Here is a 22352-nt window from a genome sequence, read left to right as displayed (position 1 = left end):
TTATATTCTTAAAAATCAACTTCTCCCGTGTGAAAATTTCCACCGGGATACTGCTCCTCGACAAGAGGCTTGGTGGGGGAATACCCGCTGGATCGATGGTCTGTGTTTACGCTAACCCAGTCAGCATGCCGGAAGTGTTTCTCTACCAGTTCGCGTCGGGGGGTTACGCTTACTACTTCACGACCTCGAGACTGCCGAAGTTCATAAAGGAGGATATGGAAAGCCTCGGACTGGACGTCGAGCACATAGAGTTCGTGGACGTTTTCAGCAAGTACTACATCTCGGAGTCCGGCGGGTTCATAATCGAGGACCAGTACAGGGACAAGGACATCTTCGACTTCATAGACTCTGAGCTATCGAGAATAGACATGAAGAACGCGATCGTAATCTTCGACAGCCTATCGTTCTTCATGAACCTGAACGTGCCGATTGGCCTGAAGGAGTGGCTGGTTAACAAGATCTACATCACCGCCAAGAACCTCGAAGGTGTTGCGTACTGCTATCTGATCAAGGGCAGCCATCCGAAGCAGCTCGAGAACATGGTCATTAACATCTCCGACGTCGTCTTCGATATCGATTCGGAAAAGTCTGGGGACAGGCTGGTAAACAGGCTGGGAATACCCAAGATGAGGAAGATGAAGCCGATAGACGAGACGTTCAGGTACTACATAAGCGACGGAGTGCAGATAGACACGTCCAAGGACATAGCATAACAAAGCTTTTATTGTTCGCTGAGAATTTTAAATCATGAAAGAGGAGAGGATCATCAAGCAGCTCTCGGTTTTTGCCGAGAACAAGCCCGGCAGGCTCGCAAGTGTCACCGAGAAGCTTTACGAAAACGACATCAACATCCGCGCGTTCACGATCGCCGAGGCTGGAGACTTCGGGATCATAAGAATGGTCGTGGACAAGACAGATCTTGCCTACAGAATTCTGAAAGATGCTGGATTCACGGTCTCGATAACAGATGTTCTCGCCGTCGAGGTTTCCGACGAGCCTGGGAGTCTGCACAGCATTGCGAAGGCTCTGGGTAATGCAGGAATAAACATAGAGTATGTCTACGCCTTCACCTCCGGAAAGCACAGGGCCCTGATAATCCTGAGGGTGGACAACATTGACGAGGCTATTGGAGTTCTCGAGCGGGAGGGGGTTTTATTCAAGGGGAAGATTGAGTAGGCTGGCTGTGCCGGATCTTCACCTTTCGTTAATTTTATAAATTGCTAAAAATCATGATAGACGAATGATTCCGGAGGAGAACGTAAGAGTAGTCATTATCGGCGGCGGAGCAGGAGGAATGGCCACAGCGTCGAGGATCAAGAGGCTGAAGCCGGAGTGGAGTGTTGACGTTTTCGAAAAGACGTCCTACGTGAGTCACGCTCCCTGCGGTATACCCTTCTACCTGTCAGGGGTTGTGAAGTCCGTTTCGGAGCTGTGCGCGTATGACGTTAATTTTTTCAAGGAGATGAGGGGCATAAACGTCCACCTGAACTCAGAAGTGGTTGAGGTGGGCGAAGGATACGTGGAGGTCGTCGAGAGGGGCGAGAGGAAGAGGTACGAGTGGGACAGACTCGTTTTTGCGACGGGGGCGAGGGGAAAGAGGATTAACGTGAAGTGCATGGAGCTCGAAGGAGTGCTGTGTGTGAACAGCATAGAAAAGGCACCGCTGGTAAGGGAGATAGCGAAGAAGCACAGCAACATAGTCGTCATAGGCAGCGGCTACATAGGTGTGGAGATTGCCGACGCTCTCTCGAGGTCGAAGCGAATCACGGTCATAGAGCAGAACTCCCACCCGCTTCCCGAATATGACGAGGAAATTTCGGACATTCTGCTCGGAGAGATGAGGCAGAGGCTCGACCTCAGGCTCAGCGAAAAGGTCACCGCCATAGAGGGAAGTGAAAGGGTCAGGAAGGTTGTGACCGACAAGAACGAGTACAGCGCAGACCTGGTGATCCTCGCAATAGGGGTCGAGCCGAACGTGAAGCTCGCTGAGCAGCTTGGAGTGGAGATTGGGGAGACGGGCGCGATAAAGACGGACAGACATATGAGGACGAGCATGGAGAACGTCTATGCTGTCGGAGACTGTGCCGAAACGATCAACATCGTTACCGGAAAGCCTGACTGGATACCTCTCGCAGCTCCTGCGAACAAGATGGGGTACGTAGCGGGATCCAGCATAGCTGGAATGGAACTCGAGTTCCCCGGAGCGGTTAAGAGCCAGCTCACGTCATTTTACGACCTCGAAATAGGAAAAGCAGGATTAAGCGAGAAGGAAGCTCTCGAGAGTGGCTACGACGCCGTGTCCGTGACGATATCGTCGAGGAGCAGAGCGAAGTACATACCGGATGGCGGGAAGATAACGCTGAAAATGGTCGCCGACGCTGAAAGCGGCCAGGTTCTCGGAATTCAGGCGATTGGAAATGGTGTGGCGAAGAGAATTTACGGAGCATCAGCTCTGCTTTACAAGAGAGCGAGTGTCGAGGACTTCTTCTTCGCGGACTTCCCCTTCTACCCTCCTGAGTCTCCTGTGTGGGACCCGCTCGTAATAGCGGCAAGAAACATGTTCAGAAAGCTCGGAATCAGCTGAGCATCCTGAGCATGTCCTCTATTTTCTCAAGCTCCTCCCTTATTCTCTCGACCGCTTCCCTGCTGTCTAAGTACTCGAGCATGCCACCGCATTTTGGACAGGCGAAGCCGTACTCCATCGCCTCCTCGTACCTGACCTTAACGCAGCCGTTCATGCATATGTAGTAAACCGTTTCATCCTCCATCTGAAGCTTGGTAGAAAGCTTCTCCTTCGTTTTCTCGAGCTCCTTTCTGAGAACATCTCTCTCCTTTTCGTAGTTTATCCTCCAGTAGTACTCCATCCAGCCGGTGTCCTCGTCCTTCTTTCTTCTGTAGCTGGCAAGCCCCACCTCGTAAAGCGCAAACAGCACCCTCCTCACGTCGTTGATTTCAACGCCAAGCTCCTGAGAGAGCTGCTCATCAGTGAATTCGCCATCAATCCCCATAGAATAAACAACGACGCCAAGTTCCCCTGCAACCCTCTCGATCAACTCCACAAGAAGCTCGTCTATCTCGCTTACCTCTACCTCCACAAACACCTATGTTGTTTTCAACATTATTTAATTTTGCGGTGCATTATTTCCTGTCCACCCATCACATCGTGTGGAGGATACTGAAGAGCATCCACTGCATTTCATGGAAACCGATAAATTCCTCCATTGCAGAGTGATGATGTAATGAGGCTGCTCACAGTCGAGGAAGGTGAAAAGGCCGTAAGGCTCGCGAGAAGGGCGATAGAGGCGTATCTGTCTGAGAAGAGGGTGATTGGCGAGAGACTGGATGGCGTCTTTGCCGAGAAGAGGGGGGTTTTCACGACCCTGACCAAGCACGGAGAGCTCAGGGGGTGCATCGGCTTTCCGTATCCGATAAAAAGGCTGGACGAGGCGATAATCGATTCAGCCATTTCCGCTGCAACTCAGGATCCGCGCTTCCTCCCCGTCAAACTTGAGGAGATGGACGAGATCGAGGTTGAGGTCACCGTGCTGACCCCACCTGAGAAGCTCAGCGTTCCGCCAGAGGAGAGGGCAAGGGCGATAGAGGTTGGCAGGCACGGATTGATGGTCGTCTACGGACCTTACAGCGGTTTGCTTTTACCACAGGTAGCTTTTGAGTACGGGATGGACGAGGAGGAATTTTTAACCCACACCTGCCTGAAAGCTGGCCTGCCACCAGACTGCTGGCTGATGGAGGGGGTGGAGGTTTACACCTTCGAGGGACAGATTTTCAGGGAGACTGAGCCCAGGGGGAAGGTCGTGGAGGTTGACGTAAAATCGTGCAGCATTTAGAAGAAGCGGGAGAGGAAAGTGGACGGTCTCGCCTCACACGATTCACTGTATTCGCATGAGTTGCACCTCTCACTCTCCCTCCTCTCAGGCATGAAACCCCTTTCAACCCTCTTCAGCTTTTCGAGAATTCTGAGGAGGTTGTACCTGTCCCTCCTGCTCACCATATACGCCCTCAGAACCCCGTCATAGGCGTAATACGCGTAACCCTCATCCATCCCAGAAATTACTGAAATCGCCGAGAGCCTCATCCTCTCTCTGAACGTGAACGTCTCTGAGTTTTTCCGGAGCATCAAAACCACGAACTTTCCGTCTTCGGTCACCTCATCAACTACTCCCCTGATCCCGAGCTTTTCTGACTCGAAAAACACCTCCCACTCCCGCGGCGTGACTCTCTCGAGGTCCGGAGAGTACCTGAACTTTGACGCTGCGCTGCGAAAGACGTCTTCCGAGTCAGGGTAGAGCGCTGAGAATCTCTCGTATGCCCACTCGTACCCGTAGCCCTTTCTCAGGCTGAGAAAAATTTCTCTCGCAGCATGGTACTCGCTCGGAAGGTCCTTGGGGTGGTGAATGCGGAAGTACGCGAGTCTCGGACATGCCAGAAAGCTCGTGATGTCCCCCACTTTCAGCACGGGAAAAAATACGCTTTCAGGTAAAAATAGTTTCGTCTTTTACGCGGGAGGCACAGCGGCAAAACCTTTAAATAACACGAATTCCATATGTAATTTTGTGATTACATATGGTGAGGTGATGTGACATGAAGAAGTTGGTGGTTGCGGCCCTGCTGGCAATGGTCGTGCTGGCCGGAGCAGCGTCAGCGCTCGGGTTCGGATACGGGAAGGCTGGAAACGCTGGTGAGACCGCAGGAATCTGCACCGGATACGGATACGGCCACGGGCACGGGAGGCAGAACATGGGTCTCGCAATGCCTGGAAGCGGTGGTGCGTTGCAGTCAGACGTCAGCACGGAAGAGGTGAAGGCTGCACTTGAGAACGCGGAAATCGAGACCTTCACGAATCCGAGAGGCGTTACGGTGCACAGAATAGTCATCGACGGTGAGTACTCCGGTAAGATCGTCGGTGACTACTCGATAGACCAGCTCGAGGTGCTGAACGCCTACGAGACACTGAATGGCTTGAAGGTGTTTCTGGGAGCGGACGGAAAAGTCGTGGGCTTCGTCCTGCTCAGATAACTCCTTTTATTTTTTGTTTTACGGAAACCTTATATTGATGGTGCATCACACTTCGGTTGCATATGGAGGACATCCGCAGGATCAGCGAACTTGCAGCGCTGTGCGAGGCTCTCGGAAACCCGGTCCGGCTGAGAATTCTTAAGAAGCTCTGTGAGCGCGAGTGGTACATATACGAGCTCGCGAAAGAGCTCGGGATTTCCAGGCAGCTGATATACCTGCACATAAGGAAGCTCGAAAACGCCGGGCTGGTGGAGGGAGAGATAAGGTTCGACCCCGACGATCCGAGGGCAAAAAAGTTCTACAGGGCGAGGTTATTCAGGCTCGTCGTTGATAACGAGGTCATGAAAAGGCTTGAGGAGGAGTGAGTATGCCGTACGGTGGGGGTATTACGGTCGGTGGCTGGATATCGATAATTGTAGGAGTCGTCATTCTCGCTGTTCTCGTGTTCGGGCTCCTGCAGTCTATGAGGCTGATGAACTCGATCCGGACAGAGGTATCGGAAGTGAAGAACGAGGTGGACAGAATCAGGGAGGATGTGGAGGAGATCAGAAGGAAGCTCGAGGAAATCTGATTGAGCAATGAATGTCGTAATCCTCGGGCCTGCCGGAAGTGGAAAGAGCAGCTTGGCTAAGGAGTTCTCCCGATTCCTGCGCGATCTCGGCTACACCGTAGCGGTGGTAAACCTCGACCCCGCATCTCCTCCGAGGTACAGTGCACACTCGGACGTGAGGGAATTCGTCAGAACTGAGGACGTGATGGCGCGAGAGGGGCTCGGAATAAATGGCGCTCTGCTGAGGAGCATGGAGCTCGCCCTTGAGTTTATTGACGACTTAATACCCCGGGAACCCTTTGACTTCACGATTTACGACACCCCCGGACAGCTCGAGCTGTTCATGTACACGGATTTCGGTGAGAGGTTCGTTGAAAAGCTGGGCCCGTTCACGGCAGGAGTCTTTCTGGCCGACGCATCGAGGCTGTCCACCCCCGCACAGTACTCTGCAATGGTGGCCCAGTCCGCTGTTGTAACGCTGATGCTCGGAATTCCGTCCCTCACCGTCTTCAACAAGGCGGATGTGAAAGAGGTTTCGAGCCTTGACGAATGCCTCGAAAGCCTGCGGGAGGAGGGAGTCCTTGGAGAGTTCTTCGAGAACCTTCTCCGTTTCGTCGAGGCGACAAGCGTAATCTACCGGCCCGTAAAGGTGTCAGCCAGAACGGGGATGGGGTTTGAGGAGCTGTTCTCAGCTCTGAACGAGCTGTTCTGTGCGTGCGGTGATCTGAGCTGAATGGCGCAAATGTTTAATAGTTAGCAGGCCACAATATACCTGATGAGACTGATTCCCGGCACGAACGGGGAAATCTCGGTTAAGATCGGCAGGTTCCTCGGCAAGGGGCCTGACTTCGTGCAGATTGAAAAGCTGCCATATGGTGAGAAGTACGTTCGAATTCCATTCGACGTTGACGATCGTGCAGCGGTTGTCAATACGTTCTTCCCCAATCCCGACGAGATTCTGTTTGAGTCCAGGCTGATAGGGGAGATCCTGAGGGAGAGGGGTGCGAAAGAGCTGATACTCGTCGCTCCATACCTGGCGTACTCCAGGAAGAGGGCTACGGTTTACGGAGAGGCCAAGTCCCTGGAAACTGTTATGGAGATTCTCGGCGTGTTCGACAGAATCCTGGCAGTGGACTTCTACGGAAGTTCTGAAATTGTCGAGAACGTTTCTGCAATACCTCTTCTCGCAGAGTACACGGCTGAGGAATTTGACCTCACCAATCCCGTGGTTCTCGGTCCGGATGAGCTGTCCATCGGCTGGCTCGACCCCTTCGCGGAGATCATGCAGGCGGAGGTGTCCCTGATCCGCAAGATAAGGGTGGATGCAGAAAACGTTGTAGTGTCAAGGATAGATGCAGATGTCAGGGGGAGGGATGTGGTAATAGTGGACGACATAGTGGCGACCGGAGCGACGGTCGTTCAGTCGGCCAAGAAGCTGAAGGGGATGGGGGCGAGGAGAATATTCGTGGTGGCGTCTCACGCACTCCTCAGCAAGGAGGTTTACGCATCGATACTCAAGTCGGGTGTCGAGGAGGTAATCTCAACGGACACCGTTCTGAGCCCCGTATCGAGGGTGAGCGTTTCAAAGCTCATCGCAGATGAGCTGATGTGACCCCTTTATTTCCTGTGGAACTTTGAGATAAAAATTCTCGAGTCTCTGAATGGGAAACGTGATGGCTACTTCATCTTTTCGAGCACTATGGCTGGACAGACCCTTCTGACTCCGTCCATCTTGCCTATGATTTCCGATATTATCCTCGTGAGCTCGTCCCCGTCCTTGGCCCAGATTTCGACCATTATCATGTGGTCTCCGCTGGTGATGTAGACGCTCCTCGCGAAGTCGTACTCGCAAACCTTCTTTGCAACGTCGAGAAACTTGTCGGGCTCGGTATCTATCCCCGTGAGGGACACGTTTCCGTATCCAAGCGAAGCGGGATTGACGATGGTGGTGTAGCCGAGAATAACGCCCTTCTCCTCGAGGTTCTTCAGCCTCTTCCTCACCGCGGCCTCAGTTATCCCGAGCTTTTTCGCGATCTTCGTGAGAGGAGTTCTCGCGTCCTTTGTGAGCATTTCGATGATTACTCTATCCTTATCGTCCATGGCCCCAATTCTGTACGGAATAGTATAAAATCTTTTCCCAGAAATACAATTCATGCAAAAGTTTTTTTATGCTTTCGAACCAATTTGAGGAAGGGTGATGACGATGGGCGAGATGTCGAGGAGGTTTCTTTCCGAGGCATTCGCCGGGGAAAGCCAGGCGCACATGAAATATCTAATTTTCGCATCTAAGGCGAGAGAGGAGGGGTTCGAGAACGTCGCAAGACTGTTCGAGGCGATTGCGTTCGCAGAGCTCGTGCACGCGAGAAACCACCTCGAAGCGCTTGGTGGAGTCGGCGAGACGAAAGAGAACCTCGTCACCGCGATAAATGGAGAAAACTGGGAGGTCGAGGAGATGTATCCGGCGTACAACGCCGTTGCAGAGCTCCAAAACGATGTCAAGGCAAAGAGGAGCATAAGATTCGCGATCGAGGCCGAGAAGATCCACTCCTCAATGTACGCCAAGGCGAAGCAGGCCGTTGAAAGCGGAAAGGACATGGAGATCGGCGAGATATACATCTGCGAGATCTGCGGGTACACCACAGACACGAAAATTGACAGATGCCCTGTATGTGGAGCCACTTCTGAGAAGTTCAGGAGGTTCTAAAAACACCCATTTTTCTGTACCCCGAAAACTGTTTTAATCTGCTGACCCGAAGATAGGATATGCTCTACCTCATACTGCTCAGCACCCTGCTGGTCAGCATCGTTTCACTCGTCGGGATATTCACGCTGGCGATGAGAAGGGAGCTGATGTGGAGGACGATTTTCGTCCTCGTCAGCTTTGCAGCCGGCGTACTTCTCGGTGCTTCGTTCTTTCACCTCCTACCCGACTCCATAGAGGGGGCAGGAGTTGAGGTGGCATTTGAGCTCTTCATACTGGGCTTCACGTCGTTCTTCCTGCTCGAGAGGATTCTGCGGTGGAGACACTGTCACGAAAGTGACTGCGAGGTCCATCCAGTGTCCCAGCTCGCCCTGGTTGGGGATAGCCTGCACAACTTCGTGGACGGGGTCGTCATTGCGGTCGCGTATTTAACTGACGTGAACCTCGGGATTCTGACGACCTTCGCGGTAATCATGCACGAAATTCCACAGGAGCTCGGAGACTTTGGCGTGCTCGTCTATGGGGGGTACACAGTCAGAAAAGCCCTGATCTATAACTTTCTCACGGCCCTTACGGCTGTTCTTGGAGCCGTTGCGGGATACTACTTCGTGGCCCAGAAGTTCATGCCGTTCGTTGTTGCCTTTGCAGCAGGGAACTTCACCTACATAGCGACGAGCGACCTCATACCTGAACTCCACAAGGAGACGGATTTGGTCAGGTCATCAACCAGCTTCGCCGTCTTCGTCTCCGGTCTCCTGCTCGTCTACCTCATGGGCCACTTCCACGCCCACTGAACGCTTGGCCACCATTATTTCGGTTGCCTTTATTATGGCAAAAACCTCGTCACCCTCCTTGAGTCCCATCTCTCTGACGGCTTCGGCAGTTATCAGGGCCTTCAGCTTCACCGGGACCTGAACCACCATTTCCACCCTTCCCGCTACACCCTCCACATCGACCTTGCTAACCGTGGCCCTTATTCTGTTTCTCGCGGAAATTCTGACACCGAGAAGAGCCCATTCGTCATCGTACGCCCTCTCGACCCTCTCGAGGTACTCGCTTATTTTCCTGAACTCCTTCAGGAGCTGCCTGCCGAACTCCGTGAGTCTGGCCTCCCCACCGCCCCTGCCACCCTTCCTCGTCTCGACTATCTTTTTACCCGTGGCGTCCTCTATCTTCCTTATGTATCCCCACACGTACCTGTACGACATCCCGAGGTGTCTGGATGCTGCTGAAATGGAGCGAAATCTGTCAATGGCCTCGAGTATTTCTGCACCGCCCTTCCCGAGTATGTGCATGCCGTCCTTTTCCAGCCAGATTCTCAGCCTTGGATTCAGCTCCTCAGTTTCCCTCACCGATTGGAGCTTTGGAGATACGAATTGATAAAGATTGTTTCACACGGCCGTCACAGAAATCACTCCACAGCCGGGCATCTAACACTCGTGAGGAAACTGGCTAACGGGAAAATCGAATGGATGCCCGGGCAGGTTTCAGTGCGCGTCTCCGGGGGGTTAAGCCAGGCCTCTGCCTTAAACCAGACCAAGCTCTGAAAGAACGCTCTTCAGTTTTTCTGTCTTTTCCCTGCTGAGCTCAACGAGCGGCAACCTCGGCTTCCCCGCTGCGAGCCCCATCAGCTCGAGGGCCTTTTTTACTGGAATCGGGTTCGTATCGATGAAGAGAGCATCGTAGAGCGGCATGAGTCTGTAGTGCATCTCTCTGGCCTTTTCCACGTCCCCCTTCTTGAACGCCTCGAACATCTCCTTCATGAGGTGTGGAGCCACATTTGCGGTTACGCTTATCACACCCCTCCCACCAAGCATGAGAATTGGCAGCGTGAGGAAGTCGTCCCCGGAAAGAACCGCGAAGTCGTCAGAGGTTATTCTGATGATCTCCGCCACCTGCTTCAGGTTTCCACTTGCCTCCTTTATTCCAGCTACTCCCTCAATCTCTGAGAGCCTCTTGACAGTCTCGGGAGCCACGTTTATCCCGGTCCTGCTCGGAACGTTGTAGACGAGGACCGGAATGGATATCTCCCTCGCTATCTCGCTGTAGTGCTTCACCAGTCCGTCGGGATTTGGCTTGTTGTAGTATGGCGTCACGAACATCGCAGCATCGGCACCGGCCTTCTCGACCTCCTTTGCGAGATACAGCGCCTCTCTTGTTGAGTTCGAACCGGCCCCTGCGATGACGGGCTTGTTTGCCACCTCGCAGACGTACCTCACGACCTCTATGTGCTCCTCGTAGCTGAGCGTTGCAGCTTCTCCAGTTGTTCCTGCAGGGACAAGAGCATCCACGTGCTTTTCGAGGTAGTCGAGATTCCTCGAGATACCCTCAAAATCAACATCGAAGTTCTCCTTAAAAGGGGTAATGAGGGCGGGAATTATGCCCTCAAACATTCTTCCAGCCCCTGTTCACCTTTCTCGTTATGTACCCTGCAACCCTGTTTCTCACCATCTTGCTCCTTATGTTCGTCAGCTCCTGCACGAGCCTCTTGTTCTCGTCAAAGTTCCCGGTAAAAACATCCGGATACTTCCTGAGCAGCTCCATCGCGATGTTCTTTATGTAAGCTGGCTTGACCGTCCCCATGGTATCACCACCTGCTCTCGCAGATTACCGCAAAATATTTAATTTTTTTGTCGGGGGTGAGGGGGCAATCATCGCAATCCCGCAGGGCACGTTTTATGTTTTCCGGACATTTTGAATGTCAGTTTTTATTGATTGCCAAAAACTTATATTTTGCGAACATTTTAACCTTTTTGATGCCCGTCTCGGGTGTTCTCAGGGGGCTTGCAGTAGCTCTCCTCGCCCTGCAGCTCGTCCTGGATGCCGGAATTTTCGTCGGAGTTCCACTCGCTCAGAATCTCTCAGTAATTATGCTGCCCCTGACGAACTTCACCCTCTACTTCGGACTGAGCGCCTTTCTGTTCCCCATATACGGGCGGGAGTACCCCAGCTTCTGGCAGATGGCAATCAGGAGAGGCTTCATTCCGGTTCTGCTCTCGGCGCTTCTGTATCTCCCTCTTGTCTATGCCATCTATTCGATAGCATCTCTCCTTTCTTTCCGGCACATGAATGAGCCGCAGCTGATCTCTCTAACGATTCTGACAGTCTTCTCCTTTCATGGTCTTGCCGTGCTCAGGGCCTTGCTGGAATTGAGAGCTGAGGTGCCTGAGCTGGACCCGAGTGCCGTGAACGTCCTTCTTTTGTTCTCCCTTGTTATCTCCTCCGTTCTGCTCACGCAGCCAGCATACATGGCCAGCTCTTGGATTTTCACCTCTTCGCGTGGATGGGCGGGGGATCTGGCGTTTGCCGTGCGATTGTTTCTGCCTTCCATTCCAGCGGCGCTGCTCTCAGTTCCATACCTTGCTCTGCTCCACCCTCCTAAGCCCTCAGAACGTAAACTCCCGTGAGGAGCCCGCCGTATCTAACGTCGTACCTGTAAAATCCCGGGAAATACTCCTCTGCGTACCTCTCAAACACATCCCTTTCCGCGGTTATCACAACTGCTCTCTCCTCGAGCACCCTCGATGCAGATCGAAGGAATCCGGAGTACAGGTCTTCGATTATTCTCTTCTTCCCTATCCTCAGCCCGTAGGGGGGGTTGGTTATGATGAAGTCCGCGCTTTCAATGTGGTCCTCGATTCTCTCAGCGTGTCCCTCGAAGAACACGGGGTGAATTCCGGTGTGCATGGCAATGGACCTTGCACCCTCTATGTGCTTCCTGAACCTCTCGATGCCGTACAGCCTGAGCTCTGCATCTTTTTCCTCAACTTCTGGCAGTGACTTGAAGAACCTGGTGAAGGCAAAGTCCTTTCTAAATTTGCAGATGGGCGTTTTTCTCGCGATCATCCCTGCCTCGAACAGGATTGTTCCGCTCCCGCAGAAGGGGTCGAGCAGGGATCTTGTTGAATCCCATTCCGACAGGTAGACGAGAGAGGCTGCGAGGACGGGGTTCAGGGGAGCCGGGTGCTGGTAGATCCTGTACCTCCTCCTGTGCAATCCCTCGTCTCCAGTGGTGTCTATCCCGACCATGAAGTCGTCCCCTATCAGATCGCACCTCACGATCACGTCCGGCTCGTCGAGGTTTACTTTCAGCCTCACTCTCCTCTTTTCCATGTAGCTGTCTATCACCGCCTTTCCGGCAACCCTGCCAATGTCTATGGACGTGAAGTCATGGACTCCAGCTCTCGTCGCCCTGACTGCGAAGCTCCACTCAGCTCTCACGAAGCTGAAGTCGATGTTCCTTACAGCCCTGTAAATGTCCTCTAAGCTATCGACTCTCTCCCTTCCGAGCAGGAGGACTACCCTCTCAACGCTCCTGAGCATGCAGTTGAGGTGGGGGATCCTTTCCCAGCTCGACCTGAAGAATACCCTGCCCTTCCCCTCCCTGACCTCGGTAACCCTTCCAAGCCCCTTTCCCTCAATCTCGCCCGCGGCCACGAACTCGAGGCCTGGAGGGCAGGTGGCGTAGAAAACGTCCTTCACAGGATAAAGAAATGAAAGAGGAGTAATAACTTTTGGGCCTGTCAGCTCCCGCCCCTCAGCCTTTCGAGAACCTCCTTGGCAACGTCCATCCTGATCTTCCCGATCTTCAGCAGCTCTTCCACAACCCTGTCCACCTCTTCTCCACTCGCCCCCGCCATTATCGCGATGTTCCTCGCATGAAGCTCCATGTGTCCGCGCTGAATCCCCTCTGTTGCCAGAGCCCTCAGGGCTGCGAAGTTCTGGGCCAAACCCACTGCTGCCATAACTCTCGCGAGCTCCTCTGCAGTGCTGACCCCGAGGATCTTCAGGCTGAGCTTCGCCAACGGATTCACCTTCGTCGCCCCTCCTATCGTGCCGACAGCTATTGGCAGCTCTATGGTTCCCACGAGATCGCCCTTCTCGTTCACCTCGTATGTTGTGAGGGGCTTGTATCCCCTCAGCGCCGCGTAGCTGTGTGCTCCAGCCTCCACAGCCCTGAAGTCGTTGCCCGTGGCTATGACAACAGCGGATATCCCGTTCATAATGCCCTTGTTGTGGGTCGCGCACCTGAACGGGTCAGCCTCAGCAAAGGCATAGGCATTCATTATCCCCTCTACAACCTCCTCTCCGCCAATCGCCTCTTTCCTGAAAACTGCCTTTGCTCTCGCTATCCTGTAGACTGCGAGGTTCGAGATGATTCTGAGGTAGACCTTTCCACCCGTAATTCTTTCGATCAGCGGTGCAACAGCCTCGGCCATCGTGTTAACGGCATTTGCCCCCATCGCGTCTTTCACATCAACTATCAGGTGAACGACGAGCATCTTGCCCTTGATGGTGTCTATCACCCTCGCCTCGACATCCTTGCATCCTCCGCCCAGATTGACAAGTATCGGGTCCTGCTCGTTCGCCTTCTCGATGATCTCGTCTCTGTGCCTGAGAACCTCGAATCTCGCGGAGCAGGGGTCGTCAATCCTCACCACCTGTATCTGCCCGATCATCACGTTGCCCGAGTAGTCCGTCACAAACCCCCCTCCCTCCCTCGCCATCTTTGCGGCGTTGCTCGCTGCCGCGACAACGCTCGCCTCCTCTATGGCCATTGGAATGAGGTAGTCCTTTCCGTCTATCAGGAAGTTCGTTGCTATGCCCAGAGGTAGCTCGAACGTGCCCACGACGTTCTCGATCATCCTGTCGGCTATGTCGAGGGACAGCCCCTTCTCCAGCAGCAGTCTTTTTTCCTCATCATTCAGTCCAGCAAACTCGGCAACCCTTTCGAGCCTATCCTGAACGCTCATCTTGTAAAAACCGGGTATCCTCGATGACGGCATGGAGGGTGCTTGGCAATAAAATTATTATAAATTTTCCTTGAGATTCCCACATGAACTTCAGGAGCGCAATGGAAAGGGTCGAGTTCAGGGTCTTCGAAGAGGAAATCGCTCACGACGAAATTGTAAGGTTCATCTCTGAGAGGAAGCTTGAGAGAACGCCGGCAATTCTGAACGTCGAGGGGAGGAAAGTGGCGACGAACTTCCTTGCGACGAGGGAACTGCTTTGCAGGTACCTCGACATCTGCGTTGATGATCTCGCCAGGTTTCTGGCAGGTCTGAACACTCCCGGCAGGATCGAGGTGGTCAAGACCGAGTACGGGGAGCTGAACTCTCTCCGTGACCTTCCAGTTCCCAAGTATTTCGATGGTGATGCTGGCAGATACATCACCGCCGGCATCGTCGTTACTGGAAACGGTAACGATTACTCGAGCTACAATGCCAGCTTCCACAGGATGCTGGTTCTCGACGAAAAGAGGATGGCAGCGAGACTCGTTCCACCGAGGCATACCTACCTGAGGTGGAAGGAGGCAGTTGAGAGGGGCGAAGACCTGGAAATTGCTATTTCCATTGCTCCACATCCACTGTTCATGTTCGCCGCAGCCACGAGGGTTGGAGAGGGCATGGAGTATGGATACGCTGCCTCGCTGATGGGAGAGCTTGCCGTAACGGATGTTGATGGTATAATGGTACCGGACTCCGAGGTGGTGATCAGGGGCAGGATCACCGGAGAGATGGTGGACGAGGGGCCTTTCATTGATATAACCGGAACCTACGACAGGGTCAGGAAGGCACCGGTCGTGGAGGTGGATGCGATCTACGCGAAGGACGACTTTCACTTCTACTCGATAACGCCCGCAGGATACGAGCACCAGGTGCTGATGGGCATTCCTTACGAGCCGGAGATATTCAGGGCCGTCTCAAGGGTGTGCAGGGTCAGGAATGTCGTGCTCACCGCAGGAGGTAGACACTATTTGCATGCGGTCGTGCAGATAGAGAAGGTGACGGACGGGGATGGGAAGAACGCAATTCTTGCTGCCTTCTCAGCACACCCGAGCCTGAAGCACGTGGTCGTTGTTGACGACGACATCGACATCTACAGCGTGGAGGATGTTGAATACGCGATAGCCACGAGGTTTCAGGCAGATCGCGATTTAGTAGTCATAACCAACGTCAGGGGGAGCAGCCTCGACCCATCGGCGAGGGACAACATCACGGCGAAGATGGGCATAGACGCGACGGCAAAGGGGGATGGGGAGAAGTACAGGAGAATATACTGACCCACCTACCTCTTTATCGCTGGCAGACTTCTCAACCATCCCAGCTCGGGCAGGTAGAGCCTTCTCAGGTCCTTCATTCCGAGCCTGAGCATCGCGAGCCTTCCAATGCCGAGTCCCCATGCCAGGACCTTTCCCTTTATGCCGAGCGGCTCCGTGACCTCCTTCCTGAAAATGCCTGCGCCTCCGAGCTCCACCCACCCTAAGCCATCCACGTACACTTCGGGCTCCACGCTCGGCTCGGTGTAGGGGAAGTAGCCGGGTCTGAAGCGAACGTTCTCGAAACCCATCTTGTGGAAGAACTCCCTCAGCAGGCCAAGCAGGTCAGCAAATCCAACGTCCCTGTCCAGCACCACTCCCTCGAGCTGGTCGAATTCCGGCAAATGCGTCGCATCTATGGTCTCCCTCCTGTAAACCCTGTCTATGCAGAACGCCTTTACAGGCGGCTCTGGGTTGAGCGCGAGGTAGTGGATGGTTATTGCCGTTGTGTGGGTCCTCAGGACGAGCTGCCTCGCCCTATCGAGGCTCCACTTTCCTCCCCATCCCTTCGAACCCGTTCTCCATCCATTCTCGTGGGTCTGCTTCACCCTCTCGACGACCTCCCCCTCAAGATCTACGTACCTGTCGAGGTAGAAGGTGTCCTGCATCTCCCTCGCAGGATGGTCCTGGGGCTGGAAGAGGGCGTCGAAGTTCCAGAACGCCGGCTGTACATAGTGCCCCTTTATCTCGGTGAACCCCATCTCGAGGAATATCTTCCTGCACTCCCTTATTATTCTCTCGTAGGGGTGGACTTTGGCTGTGAAGATGTCCCTGGAAGGAATCCTGACGTCGTACTCGAGGAATTCCTTCCCCTTCCACCCTCCCGACAGTAATAGCTCGGGCGTGACGTCTGCAATCTTTTCCTTCAGCTCGACATCCGGCTTTGACGTGATCGTGAAGGTGATCTCCTTGAACTCCTCTTCTCTGACGAGCTTCCTCTTCTTCAGCTCTTTAAGTAGCTTTTTGTCTATTCTCGCACTTCTATCGGCATAGATCCTCTCCAGAGCCAATTTCTCCGGGAACTCCGGCTCCGTGATGAGCTCGACGTAGCCGTCCTCTATCCTTACTGCTCCTTTCTTTCTCAGGTTTCCGAGGGCGATGCCCACAAGCCTCTTTCCGAACTTCTCCTCGAGCTCCTTTATGCTCCTCCTTCCCCCCTTCAGCTCCGAGACGAGCTTCTCCTCCGGAAGCCCCTCGGTGAGGTACCTCAAACCCTCGTCGGTTAGCTCGTACTCCTTCCAAACCCTCTCGTGGACTCTCGCGTAACCCTTCTCGGCAAGGAGGTATGTGGCCTTGATAACGGCATCCCTCTTCATCCCGGAAATCTCGGCTGCAGCATCTATGGAGTACTCCTTACCCTCTTCAAGTGACCTGAGGAGTTTGATCTCGAAAGGAGAGAGCATGGTGAATGGCTGTGGGTTTTGGTTAAATAGTTTTTCAAAAATCAGAACAGCAGGTTGACGATCCAGAGAATGAGATCCGCTATTGATCTTATCTGCCGTTCCTCAACTGCGGGTGTTTCCTGGGGTGCGGGTGTTGTGGATATCCCAACTGACTTGAGTTCGGTTTCCGTGTAATTGGGCAGGTACTCCTTCATGTATTCTGAGTGGCAGTAGAAGCAGACGTCGTCGAGAACCCTGCCGTGCACACTGTGGGGGTTGGAGCCATGACACTCAATGCATGAGTTGGTGTCAGGCTTCGAAATTGCACCATCGTCTCCATGGCATCTGTCGCAGGTTAACCTGTAGTGGGGAACGTGCACCTTCATTCCCAGATTGCTGGAGTTGTAAACGCTTCCAACATGGCACTTTATGCAGAAATTCACCCCGTGAAGGCTCAAAAGCTGGTTCTGGTCGTTTAAATTGAGGTTCTTGTTATGGCACGGGGTGCAGGACAGAAAGCGGTCAAGCTCTTTGCCCGTGAGAGTGTTGACGTGACAGGGCATGCAAATTTTTGCATCGTGCCACGGAGCCATCAGGCCTTGGTACTTCCCGTAGTTCTGTTCAGCTACCACTGCCGATGCAAGCAAGGTTGTCGTGACTGCCAGAACGAAGGAGAAGATCAGTGCGAGTCTGTAAATTCTCTCCGCCACAATTACGGTTAACAAGGTAAAAATATTTATTTCTTTTGTTCAGAGTTGGAGTTGTGAGGGGGATAATTGTCGCACTGGCAATCATTGTCACTTTTGCAACCGCTCCCGTACATGCCATGGACAGTGTGAAGGTGGCTCTTGTGGATCACGTTGATGGTTTCGGGAAGTTCGTAGAGAGCTACGGAGTTTACGATTTTGGAGACACTGTCACAATCTATGCTCAGGCAGAGAACGTGAATCACTTCAGGGCCTATGCCGTGGATTTCGTTTTCGTGGTGTTTGATCCTGAGGATTATCCGGTGGCTGGGGGGGTTGTGAGGAAGGAGGGAACTGACTGGACTGATCAAGTGTATGCAACATTCACCGTGAAGGTTCAGGACGGCTGGAAGGAGGGGAAGTACAGGATAGAGGTTTATGTTTTTGACGTGCTCAACAGTACAGCTACAAAGAAAGAATACGACTCATTTGTTGACAGGCTGATAAGCGGTGGAAGTGCCGGTGTAAGCGTCCACACTCTGTCGAGAGATGATGTTGACTACGTAAAAAGGGAAGTCCACTTTCAGGTAAAGCGCGGTGCCGAAAGTCCGATCTACATATTTGATTCAAGCCTCAAGGCGACAACCCTTCCTGAGGGGATGGGCAACACGCTTTACGTTACTGTGCTCAACCCTTCCGGCAAGGCTGCTGAATTCAGAGCAGAGCTGCTTGTTGATGGTGAGGCACAACAGAAGCTCGATGTGAAGCTCGGACCGTACGAATACGAGAGGCTCAAGTTTGACATTCCGCCGCTCAGCGAGGGCACTCACAGACTTGAGATCGCGATTGGCCGGGGCAATGTGGTAAAGGTCAAGACCCTTCCCGTTTTCATTAAACCGTACCTCTTCTCGAAGCAGGTACTGGCTGGAAAGGCTGGAGACGGGATTGTGGTGCTCTCACAGAATAACTATGTTCTCGGCAGTGCCGGAGTGAGCGGGATGAGCGAGGGAGAGCCAAGGATTCCCGAGAATGGGTATGACATGAACTGGGAAAACGCTGCCAAGATGCTCACGAACATCCTCGCTTACCTGTGGGTGAACGGTGGAATGAACGGAGAGATGAAGGTTGGCCTCTACCACAGGAGCGATGAGAGGGCAGAGAAGGTCTTGCCTGAACTGCTCGACTACATTGCGAAAAAGAGCAGGGCACCGCTGAAATATGTCGGAGTTCTTGAGGAGGATGAGCTTGACAAAGCGGATCTTGTTTTTTACGTTACATCGAATCCAGAAATGTCGGAAATTGAGAATTACCTTCGCAGCGGCGGTCTGGTTGTGATTGACGTCACTGACTACTACTTCGACAGCACCGCAATCGTGAAGAGGTACGCACTCAGGCAGGCTGAAGGACTTGCGAGCTCTTTCTATGATCTGACATCCATAAACAGGACCGTGACAATAAAGCTCAAGACGGAACTCGACCTGAAACCCAAGATAGTGTACTCCAACCTGTCAGTCAGCGACTTCATAGTGGAGGTTGGGAAGCCTGTGGAGATTTCATTTGACATCAGAAACGATGGGGGGCCGGGTGAGGAGAATGTATACGTCAGGATAAATGATCGGATTGTGTTTAACGAAACCCTCACCCTGTACACAAACGAGAAAAGGCACATATCATTCCAGTACACTCCTGAAAAGGAGGGAGCTTACAAGGTGCTTCTGGACGACACCACGATGTCCAAGGTTTTCTTCGCAAAGAACTTCAGCAAGAAGGAGCAGGTGATACCCACGCCAACTCCCGAGGTTCAGCAGAAGACGAGGGAGAATGCACCGCTGATTGCCGCACTGGCAGCCCTGCTTGCGGTGCTGGTGATAATCAGGATGTATCTGAGATGATGCTCTCGGACTACGAGATCCTGGTGCTAAGGGAGATGGAAAGGGGTGAATCAGATCCAGAGAGGATAGCCAGGAAGACAGGGTTGCCCATTTTTATCGTTCTCGCGGCGATGGAAAGGGTGGAGGGTAAGAGACTGGAGCGCGGAAAGAGAATTGAATTCTCGAGGGGTGCGGTGAAACTGCTCGTTGATGTGCTGATTGCCTGGGTTGCGCTGCTGCTCATCATGGTGGTCCTATGATCATCGTGGAACAGCTTGCCCTGCTTGGAGTGCTTCTCGTGGCATTCGGGCTGTATCTCTTCAGGGACGAAATCCTGCTCAGGGAGAGAGCGAGCATTTCGAGAGCGATGGCTGACCGAATTCTGAGGAAGATGTTCGAGAACAGGACAAGGAAGATCGTCACTGCTGTGTTCGAGATACTGCTCATACTCTCGGTTCTCTATCTTGTTTTGACCATGAAGCTGTTCTGGGCAGTTGTCGTTTCCAACAGCATGTATCCAACCTTCGAGAGAGGGGATATGGTTCTCGTTCAGAGCCTGTTCGTCAGCCCGGAGAGAGGAGATATAGTGATGTTCAGGAGCGGGGAACTGAATCTGCCCGTCACTCACAGAGTGCTTGATGTGAGGGGAGACCTTGTTTACACGGGCGGAGACTCCTCCGGTCCGGATTCAACGCCTGTCAGCAGGAGCGCAATACTGGGAGAGGTGGTGACGGTATTCGGCAAACCGATCGTCATAAAGGGGTTCGGCAACTACTTCATTCTTGATGCGACTCAGATGAGGGACATCACGCCGTACGGCCAGGAGTATCTGTTCTACAAGAACCTGCTCGAGCTAATAAGAAAATACGCCCTCGTGATCTCTGTTATCTCTCTGGTGTACTACGCGTACATTGCTTTCAGGGGGATCCGGATCTGATTCTGCCTATCAGCTCTCTCAGCCCCTCACCACTTCCATTAACCCTTTTTGCGATCAGGTAGTAATAGTACGCGTACAGTGCGGAAGTCGCGAGAACGGTTCCGAGGGCCACGGGGGTTCCGGCGAAAATTCTGATGAGTAGGTAGAGTGACGGTACTAGCAGAACAGGGGCTGCGAGCATCACCAGCGCCTCACCCCTCGTGTACAGCTTGAACTCGTGGGTTATGAAGGCCCACCAGTATATGTAGAGGAGGGCCGCGAGCATGTGGTTGTACGGAAGGGTGTACTGGAGCATGAAGGTGAAGGTGGAGATGTAGAATATCATCACGATTATCGCTCTGAAGTAGAAATTGAGCTTGTACTCCGGCGTGAGCTTCTGAGTCGTTGCGCTCTCCTCTATCCTGTCGAGCTTTCTGTCCAGCTCCTCTATTTTCTTCCTGAGGATGTTCATCTCCACGATCCCGTAGGCGACCTCGTCGAGTATGGGCTGGAGTCTGGAGTAAACAACCTCGTTGAACGCCTTGGATGCGGCAACCTCGTATCCGGATATGCGTTTTCTGATGCTCAGGGAGTTGCCTATCAGAATAGAGGACAGGAAGAGGAGGAATGCATCCACGGCCACATAGCTCATGGATCTGCCGAGCAGGTAGTCTGTGTAGAGCGAGTAGAGAGAGATGACGAAAACCACAAGCCCGACGATGATTCCGCTTGCGACGGAGAGGACATCTCTGAATTTCATCGCTTCACCCTTTCTCCAAAGCTTTTTAAACCTTTTCTCGGATTTATATGATGATAATTATTGCAATTATGAAAAAACTCCTTTTTTCTGTCAGTGAAAAACTGGGTGATGGGCGGGGCTCATGTGAAGAAACCTTCATATCACCATCATGAGAACAATTCATAATTGGAGTGCTCTACAAATCGTTACAGAATGCTTCAGAAAGCTTTTTAAACATGGATTAACAGAGTATAAACTGGGGTGAAAAAGAATGTATGATTTGGGTGGTAGAGCTGTAGTGGCGCTCATAGCAATCCTCGCAGTGGGACTCGTGGCACTGCCGAGCACGGTATCTCTGTTTGCAGGGCAGCACTGGTGGTACAATGTAGATAATACTGGGAATGACATCCCATGCGATAAGTGCCACGCCGATGTATTTCAGGAATTCAAACTTAATGTTCAAAATAATGGTGCACATAGCAGCTTCGTGACAAATACTGCAAATCCCACCAACGATGAAATCCGTAAGGCGTGCGGGTATTGCCACAGAGGCGTTCCGGGTATAACTTATGCTGTGGGAGATGGTACTGGTTTCATGGCAGGTAAGGAGGCTCATGCTGCCAGCACGATGGGCTGTATGGCCTGCCATGAGTGGAACTCGGGTTATACTTCCCCGAGTTCAGCACCTCAAGCCGGTGGGTTCAACGTGACAGCATACCTCTCGGGGTATAGTCGGTATGATTATGGCGCTAATAACGGTACATGGGAAGCGCACAATGCATTCATAGTTGAAGCCATAAAGGATACTAATCTGACCGACTCGAACGAGGCCTGCATAGCATGTCACACCCACGTTGCAGTCAAGATCAAGTGGAAGCACTACAGAACCATTGAATTCGACCTGAATGTTGGTAATCCGAGATACATCGATATTGGGAGTGGACAGACTCCCAACTGGACCATCAGCAACTGGAACATCGGTAACATAACTGTGACGCCGACAGTCTTCGGAAACGTTTCGGGTAACGGAAGCACAAGCTACGATGCAGCCAACTGGCCAGGAAGCATTGGGCAGATATATCAGTAGTGATGCTAAGACTTTGAGTGATGGCGCGCTATGAAAAGACTCACCTTTCTTTTTTTCTCTCTGGTTTCTCTGTCAGTCTGGTTTTCTGCCGGTTGTCTGCAAGGCGAGGGTGAGCTGCCAGCAATTAAGGTTGTTTTTTCGCATCATGTGGTCAGTAATAACACTCATCTGGTCAAAATTGAGCATGTGGGCGAAGCGGTGATCACCAAAGATGAGGCACCTGAGAAGATATATGTCAATCCTCCGTCACCCGGCATACATGTGTTCGCATATGTTTTTAAAAA

At 52.7% G+C, this 22352-nt stretch carries 29 protein-coding genes; 18 read left to right on the top strand and 11 right to left on the bottom strand.

Features of this window, described 5'->3' with window-relative positions:
* The first annotated feature begins 29 nt into the window (after window positions 1–29).
* From ACXJJC_RS08015 to ACXJJC_RS08005, 3 genes are all read left to right on the top strand, one after another.
* On the top strand, window positions 30–713 hold the full coding sequence (locus ACXJJC_RS08015; protein WP_456370821.1) for an RAD55 family ATPase: 684 nt from the start codon (window positions 30–32) through the stop codon (window positions 711–713).
* A gap of 34 nt (window positions 714–747) precedes the next feature.
* Window positions 748–1176: an ACT domain-containing protein gene (locus ACXJJC_RS08010; RefSeq protein ID WP_456370820.1), complete on the top strand. Its 429-nt coding sequence runs from the start codon at window positions 748–750 to the stop codon at window positions 1174–1176.
* A 64-nt stretch (window positions 1177–1240) separates the two neighbouring features.
* Window positions 1241–2584, top strand: coding sequence for an FAD-dependent oxidoreductase (locus ACXJJC_RS08005; RefSeq protein ID WP_456370819.1), 1344 nt, complete (start codon window positions 1241–1243; stop codon window positions 2582–2584).
* Here ACXJJC_RS08005 and tfe read toward each other — a convergent pair.
* Window positions 2577–3059, bottom strand: coding sequence for a transcription factor E (gene tfe, locus ACXJJC_RS08000; protein ID WP_456370835.1), 483 nt, complete (start codon window positions 3057–3059; stop codon window positions 2577–2579). The genes ACXJJC_RS08005 and tfe overlap by 8 nt on opposite strands.
* 180 nt (window positions 3060–3239) lie before the next feature.
* On the opposite strand from tfe, the gene ACXJJC_RS07995 reads away from it, so the two are divergent.
* The gene (locus tag ACXJJC_RS07995; RefSeq protein WP_456370817.1) at window positions 3240–3848 is read left to right on the top strand and encodes a TIGR00296 family protein; all 609 of its coding nucleotides are present in this window, start codon (window positions 3240–3242) and stop codon (window positions 3846–3848) included.
* Here the strand turns inward: ACXJJC_RS07995 and ACXJJC_RS07990 are convergent.
* Window positions 3845–4477, bottom strand: a complete 633-nt coding sequence (locus tag ACXJJC_RS07990) for a PD-(D/E)XK nuclease family protein (RefSeq protein WP_456370815.1) — start codon at window positions 4475–4477, stop codon at window positions 3845–3847. The genes ACXJJC_RS07995 and ACXJJC_RS07990 overlap by 4 nt on opposite strands.
* Before the next feature lie 125 nt (window positions 4478–4602).
* On the opposite strand from ACXJJC_RS07990, the gene ACXJJC_RS07985 reads away from it, so the two are divergent.
* The 5 genes from ACXJJC_RS07985 (at window position 4603) to prs (ending at window position 7199) form a co-directional block, all read left to right on the top strand.
* Window positions 4603–5037, top strand: coding sequence for a hypothetical protein (locus ACXJJC_RS07985; RefSeq protein WP_456370813.1), 435 nt, complete (start codon window positions 4603–4605; stop codon window positions 5035–5037).
* A 62-nt stretch (window positions 5038–5099) separates the two neighbouring features.
* Window positions 5100–5402 (top strand): ArsR/SmtB family transcription factor, encoded by a 303-nt coding sequence (locus ACXJJC_RS07980; RefSeq protein WP_456370811.1) that lies wholly within the window; start codon window positions 5100–5102, stop codon window positions 5400–5402.
* Between the two features lie 2 nt (window positions 5403–5404).
* Window positions 5405–5608 (top strand): hypothetical protein, encoded by a 204-nt coding sequence (locus ACXJJC_RS07975; RefSeq protein ID WP_456370809.1) that lies wholly within the window; start codon window positions 5405–5407, stop codon window positions 5606–5608.
* Window positions 5609–5615: 7 nt separating this feature from the next.
* Window positions 5616–6320, top strand: a complete 705-nt coding sequence (locus ACXJJC_RS07970; RefSeq protein WP_456370807.1) for an ATP/GTP-binding protein — start codon at window positions 5616–5618, stop codon at window positions 6318–6320.
* Window positions 6321–6362: 42 nt separating this feature from the next.
* Window positions 6363–7199 (top strand): ribose-phosphate diphosphokinase, encoded by an 837-nt coding sequence (gene prs, locus ACXJJC_RS07965; protein ID WP_456370806.1) that lies wholly within the window; start codon window positions 6363–6365, stop codon window positions 7197–7199.
* A 65-nt stretch (window positions 7200–7264) separates the two neighbouring features.
* Here the strand turns inward: prs and ACXJJC_RS07960 are convergent, their stop codons facing one another.
* Window positions 7265–7687 carry an AsnC family transcriptional regulator gene (locus ACXJJC_RS07960; RefSeq protein WP_456370804.1) on the bottom strand — a complete coding sequence of 141 codons (423 nt, stop codon included), beginning with the start codon at window positions 7685–7687 and terminating at the stop codon, window positions 7265–7267.
* A gap of 103 nt (window positions 7688–7790) precedes the next feature.
* Here ACXJJC_RS07960 and ACXJJC_RS07955 point away from each other — a divergent pair, with 103 nt between their 5' ends.
* Window positions 7791–8291 carry a rubrerythrin family protein gene (locus ACXJJC_RS07955; RefSeq protein ID WP_456370832.1) on the top strand — a complete coding sequence of 167 codons (501 nt, stop codon included), beginning with the start codon at window positions 7791–7793 and terminating at the stop codon, window positions 8289–8291.
* A gap of 59 nt (window positions 8292–8350) precedes the next feature.
* Entirely contained in the window at window positions 8351–9082 is a 732-nt protein-coding gene (locus ACXJJC_RS07950) for a ZIP family metal transporter (RefSeq protein ID WP_456370802.1), read from the top strand.
* Here ACXJJC_RS07950 and ACXJJC_RS07945 read toward each other — a convergent pair.
* The 3 genes from ACXJJC_RS07945 to ACXJJC_RS07935 all read right to left on the bottom strand — a co-directional run bounded on the left by ACXJJC_RS07945 (window position 9011) and on the right by ACXJJC_RS07935 (window position 10871).
* Window positions 9011–9640 carry a TOBE domain-containing protein gene (locus ACXJJC_RS07945; protein ID WP_456370800.1) on the bottom strand — a complete coding sequence of 210 codons (630 nt, stop codon included), beginning with the start codon at window positions 9638–9640 and terminating at the stop codon, window positions 9011–9013. The two genes, ACXJJC_RS07950 and ACXJJC_RS07945, sit on opposite strands and share 72 nt — an antisense overlap.
* A gap of 174 nt (window positions 9641–9814) precedes the next feature.
* The gene (dapA, locus tag ACXJJC_RS07940) at window positions 9815–10681 is read right to left on the bottom strand and encodes a 4-hydroxy-tetrahydrodipicolinate synthase (protein ID WP_456370798.1); all 867 of its coding nucleotides are present in this window, start codon (window positions 10679–10681) and stop codon (window positions 9815–9817) included.
* Complete coding sequence (locus tag ACXJJC_RS07935) at window positions 10674–10871, bottom strand: 30S ribosomal protein S17e (RefSeq protein WP_456370797.1); 198 nt, start codon at window positions 10869–10871, stop codon at window positions 10674–10676. Before ACXJJC_RS07935 ends, dapA begins: the two co-directional genes overlap by 8 nt.
* Window positions 10872–11044: 173 nt before the next feature.
* On the opposite strand from ACXJJC_RS07935, the gene ACXJJC_RS07930 reads away from it, so the two are divergent.
* Window positions 11045–11695 carry a hypothetical protein gene (locus tag ACXJJC_RS07930; protein WP_456370795.1) on the top strand — a complete coding sequence of 217 codons (651 nt, stop codon included), beginning with the start codon at window positions 11045–11047 and terminating at the stop codon, window positions 11693–11695.
* On the opposite strand, the gene trm14 is transcribed toward ACXJJC_RS07930, so the two are convergent.
* Together trm14 and ACXJJC_RS07920 are read right to left on the bottom strand one after the other, a co-directional pair.
* Window positions 11667–12770, bottom strand: coding sequence for a tRNA (guanine(6)-N2)-methyltransferase (gene trm14 / locus ACXJJC_RS07925; protein ID WP_456370794.1), 1104 nt, complete (start codon window positions 12768–12770; stop codon window positions 11667–11669). The two genes, ACXJJC_RS07930 and trm14, sit on opposite strands and share 29 nt — an antisense overlap.
* Window positions 12771–12811: 41 nt before the next feature.
* The gene (locus ACXJJC_RS07920; RefSeq protein ID WP_456370793.1) at window positions 12812–14074 is read right to left on the bottom strand and encodes a hydroxymethylglutaryl-CoA reductase, degradative; all 1263 of its coding nucleotides are present in this window, start codon (window positions 14072–14074) and stop codon (window positions 12812–12814) included.
* Window positions 14075–14124: 50 nt separating this feature from the next.
* Between ACXJJC_RS07920 and ACXJJC_RS07915 the strand changes: the two genes are divergently transcribed.
* Window positions 14125–15351: a UbiD family decarboxylase gene (locus ACXJJC_RS07915; protein WP_456370792.1), complete on the top strand. Its 1227-nt coding sequence runs from the start codon at window positions 14125–14127 to the stop codon at window positions 15349–15351.
* Between the two features lie 5 nt (window positions 15352–15356).
* Here the strand turns inward: ACXJJC_RS07915 and pheS are convergent, their stop codons facing one another.
* Window positions 15357–16790, bottom strand: coding sequence for a phenylalanine--tRNA ligase subunit alpha (gene pheS, locus ACXJJC_RS07910; RefSeq protein WP_456370791.1), 1434 nt, complete (start codon window positions 16788–16790; stop codon window positions 15357–15359).
* 41 nt (window positions 16791–16831) lie between these two features.
* Window positions 16832–17479 carry a hypothetical protein gene (locus ACXJJC_RS07905; RefSeq protein WP_456370790.1) on the bottom strand — a complete coding sequence of 216 codons (648 nt, stop codon included), beginning with the start codon at window positions 17477–17479 and terminating at the stop codon, window positions 16832–16834.
* Window positions 17480–17532: 53 nt separating this feature from the next.
* Between ACXJJC_RS07905 and ACXJJC_RS07900 the strand changes: the two genes are divergently transcribed.
* Genes ACXJJC_RS07900 through ACXJJC_RS07890 form a run of 3 tightly spaced genes read left to right on the top strand, consistent with a single transcriptional unit; the run spans window position 17533 to window position 20263 of the window.
* Complete coding sequence (locus tag ACXJJC_RS07900) at window positions 17533–19347, top strand: hypothetical protein (protein ID WP_456370789.1); 1815 nt, start codon at window positions 17533–17535, stop codon at window positions 19345–19347.
* The gene (locus tag ACXJJC_RS07895) at window positions 19344–19586 is read left to right on the top strand and encodes a hypothetical protein (RefSeq protein WP_456370788.1); all 243 of its coding nucleotides are present in this window, start codon (window positions 19344–19346) and stop codon (window positions 19584–19586) included. Before ACXJJC_RS07900 ends, ACXJJC_RS07895 begins: the two co-directional genes overlap by 4 nt.
* The gene (locus ACXJJC_RS07890; RefSeq protein WP_456370787.1) at window positions 19583–20263 is read left to right on the top strand and encodes a signal peptidase I; all 681 of its coding nucleotides are present in this window, start codon (window positions 19583–19585) and stop codon (window positions 20261–20263) included. The genes ACXJJC_RS07895 and ACXJJC_RS07890 overlap by 4 nt, the downstream gene beginning before the upstream one ends.
* Here ACXJJC_RS07890 and ACXJJC_RS07885 read toward each other — a convergent pair.
* Window positions 20244–21002 (bottom strand): hypothetical protein, encoded by a 759-nt coding sequence (locus tag ACXJJC_RS07885; RefSeq protein WP_456370786.1) that lies wholly within the window; start codon window positions 21000–21002, stop codon window positions 20244–20246. The genes ACXJJC_RS07890 and ACXJJC_RS07885 overlap by 20 nt on opposite strands.
* A gap of 250 nt (window positions 21003–21252) precedes the next feature.
* On the opposite strand from ACXJJC_RS07885, the gene ACXJJC_RS07880 reads away from it, so the two are divergent.
* Complete coding sequence (locus ACXJJC_RS07880; protein WP_456370784.1) at window positions 21253–22068, top strand: multiheme c-type cytochrome; 816 nt, start codon at window positions 21253–21255, stop codon at window positions 22066–22068.
* Between the two features lie 30 nt (window positions 22069–22098).
* On the top strand, window positions 22099–22352 hold a 254-nt coding region (locus ACXJJC_RS07875), incomplete at its 3' end, for a hypothetical protein (protein WP_456370782.1).

This window comes from Geoglobus sp., from assembly GCF_054018175.1.
Note: the sequence above shows the minus strand (reverse complement) of the source record. Positions and strands in the feature narration are given on the sequence as shown.